Annotated in this window: 12 protein-coding genes; 6 read left to right on the forward strand and 6 right to left on the reverse strand. The window is 67.6% G+C overall.

Annotated elements, in window-relative coordinates; translation table 11 throughout:
* Positions 1-35: 35 nt before the first annotated feature.
* The 3 genes from ACK59X_RS20725 to ACK59X_RS20735 are packed head-to-tail and all read right to left on the reverse strand — an operon-like array spanning position 36 to position 3,918.
* Positions 36-2,387: a putative bifunctional diguanylate cyclase/phosphodiesterase gene (locus ACK59X_RS20725; RefSeq protein WP_409960274.1), complete on the reverse strand. Its 2,352-nt coding sequence runs from the start codon at positions 2,385-2,387 to the stop codon at positions 36-38.
* Positions 2,384-3,022 (reverse strand): methylamine utilization protein, encoded by a 639-nt coding sequence (locus ACK59X_RS20730; protein WP_409960275.1) that lies wholly within the window; start codon positions 3,020-3,022, stop codon positions 2,384-2,386. Before ACK59X_RS20730 ends, ACK59X_RS20725 begins: the two co-directional genes overlap by 4 nt.
* Positions 3,019-3,918, reverse strand: coding sequence for a DUF4394 domain-containing protein (locus ACK59X_RS20735; RefSeq protein WP_409960276.1), 900 nt, complete (start codon positions 3,916-3,918; stop codon positions 3,019-3,021). Before ACK59X_RS20735 ends, ACK59X_RS20730 begins: the two co-directional genes overlap by 4 nt.
* Before the next feature lie 393 nt (positions 3,919-4,311).
* On the opposite strand from ACK59X_RS20735, the gene ACK59X_RS20740 reads away from it, so the two are divergent.
* On the forward strand, positions 4,312-6,003 hold the full coding sequence (locus tag ACK59X_RS20740) for a methyl-accepting chemotaxis protein (RefSeq protein ID WP_409960277.1): 1,692 nt from the start codon (positions 4,312-4,314) through the stop codon (positions 6,001-6,003).
* Positions 6,004-6,012: 9 nt separating this feature from the next.
* Here ACK59X_RS20740 and ACK59X_RS20745 read toward each other — a convergent pair whose 3' ends face one another.
* Positions 6,013-6,762 (reverse strand): Crp/Fnr family transcriptional regulator, encoded by a 750-nt coding sequence (locus ACK59X_RS20745; RefSeq protein ID WP_409960278.1) that lies wholly within the window; start codon positions 6,760-6,762, stop codon positions 6,013-6,015.
* Between the two features lie 140 nt (positions 6,763-6,902).
* Between ACK59X_RS20745 and ACK59X_RS20750 the strand changes: the two genes are divergently transcribed.
* Positions 6,903-8,072: an ABC transporter substrate-binding protein gene (locus tag ACK59X_RS20750; protein WP_409960279.1), complete on the forward strand. Its 1,170-nt coding sequence runs from the start codon at positions 6,903-6,905 to the stop codon at positions 8,070-8,072.
* Positions 8,073-8,084: 12 nt separating this feature from the next.
* On the opposite strand, the gene ACK59X_RS20755 is transcribed toward ACK59X_RS20750, so the two are convergent.
* Both ACK59X_RS20755 and ACK59X_RS20760 read right to left on the reverse strand, forming a co-directional pair.
* Entirely contained in the window at positions 8,085-8,870 is a 786-nt protein-coding gene (locus ACK59X_RS20755; protein ID WP_409960280.1) for a general secretion pathway protein GspB, read from the reverse strand.
* Between the two features lie 5 nt (positions 8,871-8,875).
* Positions 8,876-10,633: an ExeA family protein gene (locus ACK59X_RS20760; RefSeq protein WP_409960281.1), complete on the reverse strand. Its 1,758-nt coding sequence runs from the start codon at positions 10,631-10,633 to the stop codon at positions 8,876-8,878.
* A gap of 230 nt (positions 10,634-10,863) precedes the next feature.
* Here ACK59X_RS20760 and ACK59X_RS20765 point away from each other — a divergent pair, with 230 nt between their 5' ends.
* The 4 genes from ACK59X_RS20765 to ACK59X_RS20780 are packed head-to-tail and all read left to right on the forward strand — an operon-like array spanning position 10,864 to position 15,699.
* Positions 10,864-12,810, forward strand: coding sequence for an AMP-dependent synthetase/ligase (locus tag ACK59X_RS20765; protein WP_409960282.1), 1,947 nt, complete (start codon positions 10,864-10,866; stop codon positions 12,808-12,810).
* A gap of 41 nt (positions 12,811-12,851) precedes the next feature.
* Positions 12,852-13,637 carry an ABC transporter ATP-binding protein gene (locus ACK59X_RS20770; RefSeq protein WP_409960359.1) on the forward strand — a complete coding sequence of 262 codons (786 nt, stop codon included), beginning with the start codon at positions 12,852-12,854 and terminating at the stop codon, positions 13,635-13,637.
* Positions 13,638-13,658: 21 nt separating this feature from the next.
* Positions 13,659-14,588 (forward strand): branched-chain amino acid ABC transporter permease, encoded by a 930-nt coding sequence (locus tag ACK59X_RS20775; RefSeq protein ID WP_409960283.1) that lies wholly within the window; start codon positions 13,659-13,661, stop codon positions 14,586-14,588.
* Between the two features lie 34 nt (positions 14,589-14,622).
* Positions 14,623-15,699, forward strand: coding sequence for a branched-chain amino acid ABC transporter permease (locus tag ACK59X_RS20780; RefSeq protein WP_409960284.1), 1,077 nt, complete (start codon positions 14,623-14,625; stop codon positions 15,697-15,699).
* Positions 15,700-15,779 lie beyond the last annotated feature (80 nt).

A 15,779-nucleotide genomic window follows, 5' to 3' on the forward strand; every position in this document is an offset into this window, starting at 1 on the left:
GGGCGCAACCGCTCAACAACGGCGCGCCAGGACCCTCATGGGGCGGCTGCCGCGAGCTGGCGCGCCTGCCACGCCAGGAAATCCTCGGCACCCAGCGGCCGGCTGATGTGGTAGCCCTGCGCCTCGTCGCAGGACAGGGCCCGCAGCCGGTCCAGGATGGCCAGGGTCTCCACCCCTTCGGCCACCACCGTGAGGCCCAGGTTGTGGGCCAGGTCGATGGTGGAGCGCACGATCATCGCATCGTCCTCGCCGGACTCCATGCCCATCACGAAGGACTTGTCGATCTTGAGTTCGTCCACCGGCAGGCGCTTGAGGTAGGCCAGCGACGAGTACCCGGTGCCGAAGTCGTCGATGGACAGCTTGAAGCCCTGTTCGGACAGCCGGTTGAGCATGGCCTCGGCACGCTGGGGGTCGTCCATGATGGCGCTTTCGGTGATCTCCAGGCAGAAGGCGCTGGCCTGCACTCCATGGCGGGCCAGGATGGTGCCCAGGCGCGTGCTGAGCTCGGGGTCCAGCAGGTCGCGCGTGGACAGGTTCACCGAAATGCGCAGAGGCATGTCTGCCGTGCGCGGATCGGCCAGCAGGCACGCCACCTCCTCGAACATCCACAGCGTGAGCTGGCGCACAAAGCCCGTCTGTTCGGCAAACGGGATGAAGTCCATGGGCGGCACCAGGCCGCGCTGGGGGTGCTGCCAACGCACCAGGGCCTCGGCAGCCAGGCCGCCCTGCCCGTGCAGCGGCACCTTGGGCTGCAGGTAAAGGCGCAACTCGTTGTGCTCCACGGCGTGGCGCAGCTCGGTCAGCAGCGACAGGGTTTGGGTGCTGGCCGAATCGAACGACGCATCGTAGCGCAGCGCGCCGCTGAGCTTGCGCTTGGCAGCGTACATGGCGATCTCGGAATGGCTGAGCAGCGTGTCGGCATCTTCTGCATCGGCGGGCCAGCAGGCGAATCCCATGCCGGCGCTCAGATCCACGGTCTGGTCCTCGAAGGCCAGCGGCTCCTCGAAGGACTGCGCGATGCGCTGGGCCATGGCCTGGGCCCCCTTGGCGTCGGTGCGCAGCAGCAGCATGGCGAACTCATTGCCCCCGAGCCGGGCCACCATGTCGCTATCACCCGTCACCTGCTCCTTGAGGCGTTCGGCCACGGCCTGCAGCAGGCGGTCGCCGAAGGCATAGCCGAGCACGTCGTTCACGTGCTTGAAGCGGTCCAGGTCGAGCGTGAGCACTGTCAGGGGACGCAGGGCGTCCCCCACCTGGGCGTCGATGGCATGCACCACGGCTTCGCGAAAGCGCTCCCGGTTGGGCAGGCCGGTGAGCCGGTCCCAGTAGGCCAGGCGGCGGATCTCGGCCTGCTGGCTACCGATGTCCAGGCGCATGCGGTCGAAGGAGCGGGCCAGGTTGCCGATCTCGTCCTTGCGGTCCGTGTGGCCCAGGGGAACCCCATACTCGCCGCGCGACAGGCGCTGCGTGGCCGCCAGCAGAGAGCGCAGCGGCGTGGTCAGGCGCTGGGCCACCAGACCGGTGCCGGCCGCGAACAGCAGCACGCCCGCGATGGGGATGATGGCCAGCAGCACCTGCAATCGCTGGTATGGCGCCACGACCTCGTCCACCGAGCGCAGCAGCAGCGTCTTCACCCCGATGCCGGCGTTGCCCAAGGGGACCTCGCGCACCAGCAGAGTCCCTTCGTCGGTCCTGAGTTCCGCCAGCGGCAGGCCCTGGTGGTGCAGGCGGACCAGCGCCGGTGCCGACAGCGTGGCCACGGGCACCGATACGCTGCCATCGGCCGCCAGGACCACCACGGCCACCTGCACCGACAGCAGCCGCCGCATTTCCTCGGCCAGCGGCTGGTCGATGGGAAAGCCCATCAGCACCCAGCCGATGACCAGCGGCGCGCGCATGGGCACCATCACGAACTGGTAGGGCACGCCGGCCATCACCGCAACCTGGCTGCCCTGAGGCTGGGCCGCCAGCGGCGGCACCACCTGGCGCAGCGTGGCGGGAAACTCCACCATGTCGTCCGACAGGCTGGCGGCGCGCAACTGCAGATCGGTGCCCAGCAGCGCCGTCACCGCAGCGCCGATGCGGCTGCCATGGTTCTCCAGCACTGACTGGATAGTCTCCGCGTCGTCGGAATTGATGGCTGAACGAAAGCCGTAGTCGGCCGCCAGCAGGGCAGAGCCCTGGCGCAGCTTGTCCGCGTTCTGGTCCAGCAGGCGCAGCCAGACGTTCTCGTCGGTATCGAGGGCCCGGGCGATCTGGCTGCGCGCGTTGCGCTCGATGGTGGCGCGCACCACCGCAAAGCCGGCGGCCTGCACGATGAGCAGCAGCAGCAGCGAGATGCCCACCAGCCTCAGGATCAGGCTGCGCCGCAGCAGGGACAGGTTCAAGGCTGCAGCCCCGCCATGCGCACCGAGGTACTGGCAGTGCCCGTGGCCGGCACGGTCAGGGCCTGCTCCAGGGCCGGGGCGCCCACCGGCAGCCGGTTGTGCCAGGCCCGGAGCTTGTAGGTACCCGCCGGCACATTGTCGATCTGCGCCTTGCCGGTCGCGGGCGAACTGGCGTAGTAGGGCGTTTCCACCACCAGGATCCAGCCGGCCATCTGGTCATGGATGTTGCAGCCCAGCACTACCACGCCGGCCTGGTCGAAAAGCACCGGCTTGCTGGGTGTCCCGGTATAGAGCTTGAGCTCGAACTTCTTGGCGGGAGAGAAGGAATAGACATGGTGGCGCACCGTGTCGCGGTTGGGGAACAGCACCTCCGTTCCCACCGGGATCACCATGGCCCCCGGCACGAACTGGCGCTTTTCCTGCGCCATCTCCACGCCCGCCTGGGGCTTGACCAGGCGCCTGGCCTCGGCCGACTCGAGAAACACCACGGCATCGGCCAGGGGCTTGCCCGCCGCGTCGGTCAGGTCCACCTGCACGGAGGCGGCCTGCGCCAAGCCCGCCATGGCTGCCATCCCGCCCGCCAGCACCAGTGCGTGCCGCAGCAGCCGTTGTGCCAGGACGGGCTGCGCGCTCATGGTTCTATGGCCATGCCCGCCAATGCCGCACCATTACCGACCACGCCAAGCAGGACGGCGCGGCCGGAGGCGAGGTCCACCTTGTACAGGCGGGAGCGCGGATCGGCGGAGGTGCGCGCGGTCAGCAAGGCCACGTTGCCCACGTCGGAGATATCGAAGGAAGCGTCTGACAGCGGCCCCAGGCCGAGGGACCCCACGGTGCGCAGTTGGCCGGTGTTGGGCGAAACCACGGGCGTGGCGCCTTCCTGCGAGCCCTGCATCACCAGCACGCCCTGGGCGCGGTCGATGGCGTAGTTGGTGGTGATCTTGCTGTCCTGCGGGTTGTAGGTGTAGCCGGCAGCCACCACGTCGGGAGCGCGGCCGGCATTCACGTCGCCCGCCACGTAGTGCAGCGCCGGATCGGGCTGCACGCCCGGCTGCGCGGCGTCGCCATCGACCAGGGCGCCCGTATCGGGATGCAGCCGCAGGTTGAGCCCGGAGGACGACACCACGCGGATACGGTCTGCCGCCGGGTTGAAGTCGAAGCCGAAGGCGGCCCCCGTGAGCGATACCGCGGCCGGCGCGGTGCCCACCGCCGTCAGGGCCCCGCTGGACATATCCAGCGTGTACAGGCGCCCCGCCTGAGACAGGGCGTACAGCACGCCCTTGGCCACGCGGAAATCCAGACCGATCAGGCGCTCGCCAGCGGCCAGGCCCGTCACGCGCCGGCGCTCCAGGATGGTGTCGGCCCGGCGTGCGTCGAACACGATGAGCTCATGGTCTGCCGTCACGGCCACAAGGCGCTCGCGGTGCTCCGAGGCATCGGGCGTCGGGCCGCTGGCGCAAGCGGCCAGGCCCAGCAACACCAGCGTGCCCAGAATGCCGCGCAGGCGGCGGGAAGTGTTGAATCGGCTCATGGAAGACCTTTGCTGAAACTGTAACGGGTTTATACCCGATCAGGCTTTGGCATGCTGCATTAGAGTGACCATACCTTGATGCCAATTACATCAAAAACGATAGCATCATCCCCATGCGATATATGTAACAGGAGGGGTTTCACGGCATGCCGAGGGGCATGCACCCCACGCTCCCGAGGCGTTTGTCCACCGGACCGGGGCGCGCGCCCAATTTGTAACAAAGGCATGTCTGCTGCGCATAGGGCCATCCGCAAGCCTCATAACACTTTGTGACATTTGTCCCTACACTGTGTGCGCCCACACGCGCCACGAGCGTTGCCAGGCTTATAGCCGGTCTGGGCACCGTTATTGCTTCGTGCCATTCCATCGAATTCACAACAGCCAAGGACCTCCATGCCGGCCGCCTCGTCCCTCAAATCTCTGTCGATCTCCAGCCGCCTGGGCCTGGGCTTCGGCTGCCTGCTGGTACTGCTGATGGCGGTGGCTGCGGTGGGCCAGCTCTCCGTAGGCAAGCTGCATGAACACCTGCTGCAGGTCACCGGCACCGGGACCACCAAGACCCGGCTGGTCAATGAAATGCTGGACAGCGTGAGCGCCATCGGCATCCAGAGCCGCTCGGCCGCCATGCTCAACGAGATCGATCCCAAGCAGGCGCGCGACCAGATCAAGAACGCCGAAAAATCCATGCAGGGCTATGCGCGCCAGGAGGCCAGCCTGTCAGACCTGCTCAAGGCCGACGGCACTACGGACGCCGAGCGCAAGTTGCTGGCCGAGGTACAGGACCTGGGCCGCAAGACCCGTCCCGAGCTGGATGCTGCCATGAAGGCCGCCGACGATGGCGATACCGTCAGCGCCACGCTGAACCTCATGACCAAGGTCGCGCCGCTGGAAGCTGCCTGGCGCGGCAAGCTGGCCGAGTTGATCGAATTGCAGAACACCTTGAACAGCCAGGCCACCGCCTCGGCAGAGGTGACCCAGAGCCGCGCCCGGTGGACCGGCGGCATCCTGGTGCTGCTGGCCATCGGCCTGGGGGCGCTCATCGCCTGGCGCATCACCAACAGCATCACGGCCCCCATCGGCCGCGCGGTGGTGGTGGCCGAGCGCATTGCGCGCGGCGATCTCACGTCGCAGGTGGAAGTGCGCATCCACGACGAGACCGGCCGCCTGCTCGAAGCCATTGCCGCCATGCAGGACCGCCTGCGCAGCCTGGTGGGGGACATCGGCGGCACGGCGGAATCCATCCTCGTGGCCAGCTCCGAAGTGGCCTCGGGCAACCTCGACCTGAGCCAGCGCACCGAGCAGACCTCGCACAACCTGCAAGGCGCCGCCAATGCCCTGGCCGACCTGACGGGCACCGTGTCGCAAAGCGCCGACGCCGCGCGCCAGGCCAACCAGCTGGCCTCCTCGGCATCGGATGCGGCTACGCGCGGCGGCGAAGTGGTCTCGCAGGTGGTGCGCACCATGGACACCATCAGCGGCAGCTCGCGCAAGATCGCCGACATCACCCGCGTGATCGACGGCATCGCCTTCCAGACCAACATCCTGGCCCTCAATGCGGCGGTCGAGGCCGCCCGTGCGGGCGAGCAGGGCCGCGGCTTTGCCGTGGTGGCCAGCGAGGTGCGTGGCCTGGCCGGCCGCGCCGCCCAGGCCGCGCGCGAGATCAAGACCCTGATCAGCGCCAGCGTCGAGCATGTGCAGGAGGGAAGCACCCTCGTGAACCATGCGGGCAAGACCATCGAGGAACTGGTGACCTCCGTGCGCCGCGTCTCGGACATCATGGGCGAGATCACTGCCGCCACGCAGGAGCAGAGCCAGCGCATCGGTGAGGTCAGCCAGTCCGTGGGTGCGCTCGAAGAGATGACGCAGCAGAACGCCGCCCTGGTGGAGGAAGGCGCCGCCGCCGCCGACAGCCTCAAGGAACAGGCCGGCCGCCTCACCCAGATGGTGCACACCTTCCGCCTGCGCCGCGACCGTACCGACGACCGCGAATGGCAGGGCTCGCCCGAAGCCGTGGCGGCAGTCCCCACACCCGCCCCCATGGTGGGCCAGCGCAAGGCAGGCGTTCCCGCCCTGCCGCGCGGCTGACAGCCGCAGCTACGCAGTGTCGGCAGCGGCGGCGCGCGGCTCCGCCAGCCGCTGGAAGATGCTGGACTGCAACGCCGCAAGGTCCAGCACGCGCAGGCCGCCGTATTCCACGCGGATGGCGCCCTGCCCTTCCAGCGCCGCCAACGCCTCGTTCACGCGCTGGCGCGACAGTCCCACCAGGTAGGCCAGTTCCTGCTGCGTGATGCGCAGCACCTCGCCCACACCGGGGTAGAGCACGGGGTTGAACAGCGAGGCCAGGCTGCGCGCCACGCGCACGTCAGGGTTGTTCAGCCGGTCGATCTCGCGCGCCGCGATGAACTGGCCCAGGCGCTCGTTGAGCTGGTTCATCACGAAGCGGTTGAAGCCGATGGAATGGTCCAGCAGCCAGTGGAAGGTGTCGATCGGCAGGCCCGCAACGATGCTCTTGCGCAGCGCCTGGATGTTGTAGCGGTAGGGCTCGCGCTTCATGGCCGTGCCTTCACCGAACCAGCCGCCGGGCGGCACGCCGGTGTAGGTCATGGTCTGGCCCTGCGCGTTGTCGCTGCTCATCTTGAGCAGGCCCTCCACCACGCCGAACCAGTAGGTCACGGGCCGGCCCACGCGGCACACGTAGTCGCCAGACGCCGCATCGCCCACCAGCAGCGCTGCCTCGGCACGCTCGCGTTCGGCCGGCTGCAATTGCGTCAGCCAGGGAATATTGGCCAGCTCGGCCTGCGTGGGCAGGCGCCGGCGCTGGTGCAGTGAGAGATCCTGGTTCATGGAACTCGACGGCGGAATGCGTGAGGGAATACCACGATCCGAATTGTCGCCGCAACGATAGATTTTCACCAATCGGCTGCCGATGATGGCCTTCCGAGGGGACCCGGGCCCCCATTCCAAGAGTACGGAGACATCACGACATGACGACAGGCGGTACCCACCCTTCCAAGCCGGCACTGCGCCGGCGCACCCTGCTGGCTGGCGCCATCGCCTTGCCCCTGGTACATGCAGGCAGCAGCCGTGCCCTGGCCCAGGACGCGCCGATCCGCATCGGCCAGTCCACGGCCCTCACCGGCCCCCTGGGTGACCTGGGTTCCGCCATGCACCAGGGCGCCAAGGCGGCCTTCGCAGGCATCAATGCCAAGGGCGGCATCCATGGCCGCAACATCGAGCTGACCACACTGGACGATGCCTACGAGGTGCCCAAGGCCCTGGCCAATGTGGACCGCTTCCTGGCCGACCCTGGCAACTTCGCCCTTTTCAACTGCATGGGCACGCCCATGATCGAGGCCATGCTGCCCAAGGTGGTGGACAGTGGCGTGCCGTTCTTCGCACCGTTCACCGGCGCCCTGCTGAGCCGCACGAAGAACGCACACAGCGTGTTCAACATCCGCGCCAGCTACGCCGACGAGGCCGAAAAGCTGGTGCAGCACCTGTCCACCATCGGCATCCAGCGCATCGGCATCGTCTACCAGAACAACGCCTTCGGCAAAGAGGTGTTCAGCGCCGCCCAGCAGTCCATGGGCAAGCTCAAGCTGCCTGCCGCCGTCAACGTGACGGTGGAGAGCAATGCCTCGGACGCAGGCGCCGCGGCCGCCAGGCTGGCTGGCACCGACCTGGAGGCCATCGTCATCGGCCTGGCGGGCAAGCCCACGCTGGAGTTCGTGAAGGCGTTCCGCGCCCTCAAGCGCGGCGTGACGCTGTACGCGCTGTCGGTCATGGGCACGCCTGCCACGGTGAAGGCGCTCGGCGCCGACGCCACGGGCATGGCCATCTCGCAGGTGGTGCCCCTGCCATCCAACGTGGTGATGCCGGTGGTGCGCGACTTCCAGACCGCCTGGAAGGCCTCGGGCGCCACGGCCGAGGCCTCGCACCTGGCGCTGGAGGGCTACCTGAACGCCCGGGTGTTTGCCGAGGCGCTGCAGCGCGCCGGCCGCAACCCCACGCGCGCGGCCTTCATCGACGCCACCTGGAATCTCAAGAAGTGGGACCTGGGCGGCTTCGAGATCAACGCCAGCACGCCGGACCGCAATGCCTCGCGTTTTGTCGAACTCACGCTGATCGGGCGTGACGGGCGCTTCCTGCGCTGAACCAAAAGCCGGCTACTGCGGCGCCACGGCGTAGCGGTAGCCGCGGAACGACCAGACCGTGCGGCCCTGCTCGATGCGTTCGAGCTTGAGCCCGGGTGCAGCCTGGTCGCCCTCCTGCAGCACCTGCCCATTGACGATGGCCATGCGGTGCGCGGGGTTGCTGGAGTAGGTGGCACCCGTGACCTGCAACACCGGCAATTGCTCGCGCACGGAAGGCGGCAGGTCGTTCTGGGCGAACACCGGGCCATTGGGCGGCGCTGCGGGAGCGGCTGCCGCTGCGGAATTGGCAGCAGCAGCGGGCGCGGCATCACGCCGCACGGGCTCCGCTTCGCGGACAGGCTTTTCGCGCGCGGGCTCGGCCACGCGCTTGGGCGCCACAGGCCGCTGCTCAACGGCTGACGGGACCAGAGGCTGGCTTGGCGCCGGAGCAGGGGCTGGCACAGGCGTTGGAGCCGCTTTGACCGCAGGCGCGGGGGACGGCGCCACCACGACCGGAGGCGCCACGGGGGCCTGTGCGGGGAGCGGCGCAGGGACCTGCGCGGGGGAAAGGGGCGGCGCAACGGCAACGGTCGCGTTACCGGCAGGGGCGCCCGCCGGCCGTTGCATGGCCCACCAGGTGCCGCCTGCCGCCAGTGCGGCAACCGCCACCACCGCCGTGCCGATCAGCAGGAGATTGGCCGAGCCGGTTCGCTCTGCAGGTACCCCGGCAGCCGGCATGGCCTGGGTGTGGATGCCCGGCACGGCGCCCCGGCCCCGCTCGGCTTCAGCGCGCCGCAGCGCATCAAGGATGTAGGACATGGGAATCAGGCTCCGGTGCGCAGGCGCGGTTCTTTCACGCCGGCGGCGCGGTTGAGCAGCATGAGGGTCAGGGGGCCGGCTCGGCCATCGGGCGTCACGCCCTGGGCCAGCTGGAAGCGGTGGATGCGCGACTGCCGCAGCGCTGGCGTCATGGGCCGGCTGCTCGGTCCCAGGCCGCCAGCGGCCTTGGAGGCCAGGCGCGCATCGAGCCACGCCGCGCCCGCCGGGTTCTCGGTGATCTCGCCCTTGTCGGGCATGCCGGGCGGCGCGCGCCACAGCGTGGCCATGTCGCCGCGCCATACCTGGGCCAGGTCGGTCACCGGCACGTGCAGGGTGCGCCCCCCGCTCTCCAGGACGGCGACCTCCTCGTCCAGGCTGCGCAGCAGGGCAAAGACGGCGTTGTCACCCTCTTCTGAGGGGAACAGCGTGAGCAGCACCGGCCGGTCGATCTGGCGGATCAGGTTCAAGCCCGCGCGGCGGTTGCGGTAGCAGCGCAGCCCATCGCGCGGCAGCGTGGTGCAGGCATCGGCGCCTTCCGGCAAGGTGGCGCCCCAGGCCGACGCCAGCGCCTGCCAGCCCGAGGCATCGCTGGGCGCCTGTGCCAGCAGGAACTGCTGCAGGCCGGACACCGGGGCCGGTGCGGCAAGCGCCGGCGAGGAGGCTGCCGAAGACGCGGCGGATGCAGCCACGGCCGGTGCAGAGGCGACAACCGCTGGCGGCCTGGCAGCGGGCGCCGACGCAGCGCGCTGTGGGGCGGCCTTGGCAGGGCTGCCCGCAGCACTGCTCGCCTGCACGGCGCCCGCCTGCGGTTGCGACGGGCGCAGGCCCAGGGCCCACCCGGCCGCAGCCACCAGGGCCGCGCCCGCCAAGACCCCGGCTCCGGCCAGCGCCCAGCGGGGCAGCCCCACCAGGCCGGACTTTGCCCCGGCGCCCGCAGGCACCGGGGCGCCGAATACCTCACGCGCTGCGCGCTCGACAATGGCCGTGCTCACCTCGCGCACACCAGCCGCATAGGCGCCGAGCAGTGCCCGGTCGCACAGCAGGTTGATGCGCCGCGGTATGCCGCGCGACAGCGCATGCACGCGCCTCTGGGCCCGGCGGCTGAAAGGCACGGGACCGTGCAGGCCGGCCACGGCCATGCGGTGCGCAATGTACTGCTGCGTCTCCTGCGCGCTCAGCGCATCGAGGTGAAAGCGCGCGATCACGCGCTGCGCAAGCTGCTCCAGCGAGGGCCGCGCCACCATGCTGCGCAGCTCGGGCTGGCCGATCAGGATGATCTGCAGCAGCTTGCGCTCGGCCGTCTCCAGGTTGGTCAGCAGGCGCAGTTGCTCGAGCACGTCGGCTTCGAGGTTCTGCGCTTCGTCGATGATGAGCACGTTGTTGCGGCCGCTCGCATGCGCTGCCAGCAGCGAGGCATTGAGCGGGTCGATGCAGTCCTTGACCGTCTCCAGCCCGGGTACGGCAGGCTTGTGCGGCACGCCGAACTCGTCGCAGATCGAGCGCAGCAGCTCGCCCACGGTGAGCTTGGGGTTGAAGATGTAGGCGACGTTGCAGTTCTCGGGGATCTGCTCCAGGAAGCAGCGGCACACCGTGGTCTTGCCGGCCCCCACCTCACCCGTGAGCAGCACGAAACCACCGCCCGCATCCAGCCCATAGAGCAGATGGGCCAGCGCCTCCCGGTGCCGCTCGCTCATGAACAGGTAGCGAGGGTCAGGGGCGATGGAAAACGGCGGGTGCTGGAGACCGAAGAACGGGGCGTACATCCCGTGAGGATACCGCCCCACCGTGAAGCGTTCCGCAAACCCGGCGCGCGCCACCCCACGCAACCGTTTCAGGGCGGTTCAGGGTTTCACCCAAGGAGTAGTTTCCCGTAGATTGTCGTCGGCAAGACAAGACGACGTCAAAGTCAGTCCTAGCATTCATCCCGTACGCAGCCACAAGGCCGCGCTCCCGGCTGTCACCGGGCGGACACCTTTTACCTTTAGGAACCGGAATGAAGACCACCTTCCCGCAACTGCTGCTCAAGCATGCCGCCGAGCGCCCCACGGCCGCGGCCCTGCGCGAAAAGGAATATGGCATCTGGCAAGCCCACAGCTGGGCCGACCTGGCACAGTTGGTGGAGCATGTGGCGGCCGGCCTGCACCAGGCGGGTCTTACGCGCGGCGAGCACATGGTGGTGATCGGTGCCAACCGCCCTCGCCTTTACGCCACCATGCTGGCCGCGCAGTCGCTGGGCGCCATTCCGGTGCCGCTGTACCAGGACGCCGTGGGTGCCGAATGCATCTTCCCGCTCAACAACGCCGAAGTGCGCTTTTGCCTGGTGGAAGACCAGGAACAGGTGGACAAGCTGCTCGAGATCCGCGCGCAATGCCCGCTGATCGCCCGCATCTTCTTCGACGACCCGCGCGGCCTGCGCAACTACCAGGAAGAGGGCCTGTCGTCGCTGGATGCGCTGATCGAATCCGGCAAGGCCTTCGCCGCCCAGCATCCAGAGTGGTTCCGCAACGAGGTCGCCAAGGCGCAGCCCACGGACGTGGCCGCCATGTTCTTCACCTCGGGCACCACCGGCAACCCCAAGGGCGTGGTGCACACGCACAGCACCCTGCTCGACCGCGCATCGGCCGGTGCCGAGTTCGACAAGCTCACCGGCAACGAAGAAGTGCTGGCCTACCTGCCCCCGGCCTGGATCGGCCAGAACATCTTCAGCTACTCGCAATGGCTGGCCTGCGGCTACGTGGTGAACTGCCCGGAGTCGGCCAGCACCGTGACCATCGACTTGAAGGAAGTGGGCCCGACCTACTACTTCGCGCCACCGCGCATCTTCGAAGGCCTGCTCACCAGCGTGATGATCCGCATGGAAGACGCCGGCACCTTGAAGCGCAAGATGTTCCAGGCCTGCATGGCCGTGGCCCAGCGCGTGGGCCCGGCGCTCATGGACGGCCAGCCCGTGGGCGCACTCGACCGCATCAAGTACGCCCTCGGCAACCTGCTGGTCTACGGCCCGCTGCGCAACAACCTCGGGTTCTCGCGCGTGCGGGTGGCTTACACGGCCGGCGAGGCCATCGGCCCGGATCTGTTCACCTTCTACCGCTCCATCGGCATCAATCTGAAGCAGCTCTACGGCTCCACCGAGACCGCCGTGTTCGTCTGCCTGCAGCCCGACAACCAGGCGCGCGCCGACACCGTGGGCGTGCCCATCCGCGGCGTGGAGATCAAGGTCGCCGACAACGGCGAGATCCTCGTCAAATCCGCCGGCCTGCTCAAGGAGTACTACAAGAACCCCACGGCCACGGCCGAGGTGCTCACGGCCGATGGCTGGTACCACACCAGCGACGCCGGCTTTCTCGACGCGCATGGCCACCTGAAGATTATCGACCGCGTGAAGGACGTGGGCCGCATCAAGGGGGGTGCCAACGATGGCGCCATGTTCGCACCCAAGTACGTGGAGAACAAGCTCAAGTTCTTCCCGCACATCAAGGAGGTGGTCGCCCTGGGCGATGGCCGCGAGAAGGTCTGCGTGATGGTCAACATCGACTTCGACGCCGTGGGCAACTGGGCCGAGCGCCGCAACCTGCCCTATGCCGGCTACACCGATCTGGCGCAAAAGCCCGAAGTGTACGAACTGATTCGCGAGTGCGTGGAGAAGGTCAATGCCGACCTGGCCAATGACGCCCTGCTCGCAGGCAGCCAGGTCAGCCGCTTTCTCGTACTGCACAAGGAACTCGATGCCGACGACGGCGAGCTCACGCGCACCAACAAGGTCCGCCGCGGCTTCATCGCCGAGAAGTACGGCGTGCTGGTGGAGGCGCTGTATGCCGGCCGCACCGAGCAGTTCATCGAAACCCAGGTCAAGTTCGAGGACGGCCGCCCCGGCAGCGAGATCGCCACGCTCAAGCGGTCGGACACAACGCCCTTCACCCCTGTCCAGGCCGCCGCATGAAGCCCACGCTCTACCCGCCCGACAAGCAACAGCAGCCCACCATGAACCCAAAGAAGATCGGCAACGTCATCCTGGACGTCCAGAACATCAGCCTGCGGTTCGGCGGCGTGAAGGCGCTCACCGACATCTCGTTCAACGTCAAGGAGCACGAAATCCGCGCCATCATCGGACCCAACGGCGCCGGCAAGAGCTCCATGCTCAACTGCATCAACGGCGTGTACACGCCGTCCGAGGGCTCGATCACCTTCCGCGGCAAGACCTTCTCGCACATGAACTCGCGCCAGGTGGCCGAGATGGGCGTGGCACGCACCTTCCAGAACCTGGCGCTGTTCAAGGGCATGAGCGTGATCGACAACATCATGACCGGCCGCAACCTCAAGATCAAAAGCAACCTGCTGCTGCAGGCCCTGCGCATCGGCCCGGCCGAGCGCGAGGAGATCCGCCACCGCGAGTTCGTCGAGCACATCATCGACTTCCTGGAAATCCAGGCCTACCGCAAGACCCCCGTGGGCCAGTTGCCCTACGGCCTGCAAAAGCGCGTGGACCTGGGCCGCGCCCTGGCCATGGAGCCGCAGGTGCTGCTGCTCGACGAGCCCATGGCCGGCATGAACGTCGAGGAAAAGCAGGACATGTGCCGCTTCGTGCTGGACGTGAACGACGAATTCGGCACCACCATCGTGCTCATCGAGCACGACATGGGCGTGGTGATGGACATCTCCGACCGCGTGGTGGTGCTCGACTACGGCAAGAAGATCGGCGACGGCACGCCCGACGAGGTGCGCAGCAACCCCGACGTGATCAGTGCCTACCTGGGCACCTCGCACTGATCGACCAGGAGAACAACAACCATGGCATTCTTTCTCGAAACACTGATCGGCGGCCTCATGGCCGGCATGCTGTACTCGCTGGTGGCACTGGGCTTCGTGCTGATCTACAAGGCCTCGGGCGTCTTCAACTTCGCTCAGGGTGCGATGGTGCTGTTCGCAGCCCTGGCCATGGCGCGCTTTGCCGAATGGATCCCCAAGTGGACCGGCATCGCGAGCCCCGTGGTGGCCACGGTGGCGGCCTTCATCATCGCTGGCACCATCATGTTCGTGGTCGCCTGGCTGATCGAGAAGATGGTGCTGCGCCACCTCGTGAACCAGGAAGGCGCCACGCTGCTCATGGCGACGCTCGGAATCACCTATTTCCTCGAAGGCCTGGGCCAGACGATCTTCGGCAGCGACATCTACAAAATCGACGTGGGCATGCCCAAGGACCCCGTGTTCCTGCTCGAATCCATGTTCCAGGGCGGCATCCTGGTCAACAAGGAGGACGTGATCGCCGCCGGCATCGCCGCCGCGCTGGTGGTGCTGCTCAGCGTGTTCTTCCAGAAGACCTCCACCGGCCGCGCCCTGCGCGCCGTGGCCGACGACCACCAGGCCGCCCAGTCCATCGGCATCCCGCTCAACCGCATCTGGGTGATCGTCTGGTGCGTGGCCGGCGTGGTCGCCCTGGTGGCCGGAATGATCTGGGGCTCCAAGCTCGGCGTGCAGTTCTCGCTGACCACCGTGGCGCTGCGTGCCCTGCCGGTGGTCATCCTGGGTGGCCTGACCTCGGTGCCCGGCGCCATCATCGGCGGGCTGATCATCGGCGTGGGCGAGAAGCTCTCCGAGGTCTACCTTGGGCCCTATGTGGGCGGCGGCATCGAGATCTGGTTTGCATACGTGCTGGCGCTGGTGTTTCTTCTGTTCAGACCGCAAGGTTTGTTCGGAGAGAAGATCATTGATCGCGTTTGACCGGCCATAACAACAACCAGCACAGGAGACCTTCATGCTCTACCGCGAAAACGGCCAGTTCAAGACCAGCTACCGCGCCGACCAGCAGATCTTCCCGATCGCGCAGGACCGCATCGCCATCCTTCTCATCCTGGCCGTGGCCTTCGTCGCCGTGCCGGCGCTGGCCAGCGACTACGCCTTCCGCGCCATCCTGATCCCCTTCGTCATCATGGCGCTGGCGGCCCTGGGGGTGAACATCCTGGTCGGCTACTGCGGGCAGATCTCGCTGGGCTCGGGCGCTTTCATGGCCGTGGGGGCTTACGGGGCCTACAACTTCTTCGTGCGCATCCCCGGCATGCCGCTGGTCCCGGCCCTGATCCTGGGCGGCCTGTGTGCCACCTTCTTCGGCATCCTGTTCGGCCTGCCCAGCCTGCGCGTGAAGGGCCTGTACCTCGCGGTGGCCACGCTGGCCGCGCAGTTCTTCAGCGACTGGATGTTCCTGCGCATCAAGTGGTTCACCAACAACTCCGACTCGGGCTCGGTCTCGGTGAACAACCTGCAGGTCTTCGGCCTGCCCATCGACAGCGCGACCTCCAAGTACCTGTTCTGCCTGGCGGTGCTGGTGGTGGTGGCCCTGCTGGCCAAGAACCTGGTGCGCGGCGCCATTGGCCGCGAGTGGATGGCCATCCGCGACATGGACGTGGCGGCCGCGGTGATCGGCATCCGCCCCATGTACGCCAAGCTCAGCGCCTTCGCCGTGAGCTCCTTCATCATCGGCGTGGCCGGTGCGCTCTGGGCCTTCGTACACCTGGGTGCCTGGGAACCGGCGGCCTTCTCGGTGGAAGTGTCCTTCCGCCTGCTGTTCATGGTCATCATCGGCGGCCTGGGCTCCATCATGGGCGCCTTCTTCGGCGCCGCCTTCATCGTGGTGCTGCCCATCTTCCTGAACCAGTTCCTGCCGGCCTTTCTGGGCATCTTCGGTATCTCCATCTCCACGGCGGGCGTTTCGCACGCCGAGCTGATGATCTTCGGTGCACTCATCGTGTGGTTCCTGATCGTGGAGCCCCACGGCCTGGCCAAGCTGTGGTCGACGGGCAAGCAGAAGCTGCGCCTGTGGCCCTTCCCGCACTGAAGAGCGAGCGCGCTGCGCCAGCCCTCCCAGGAAACCCCTTACACGCAAGTCCTCATACCGCCTTCCCGCGTTGCCGTTAA

This window comes from Acidovorax sp., assembly GCF_046339755.1.
Taxonomy (GTDB): Bacteria; Pseudomonadota; Gammaproteobacteria; order Burkholderiales; family Burkholderiaceae_C; genus Acidovorax.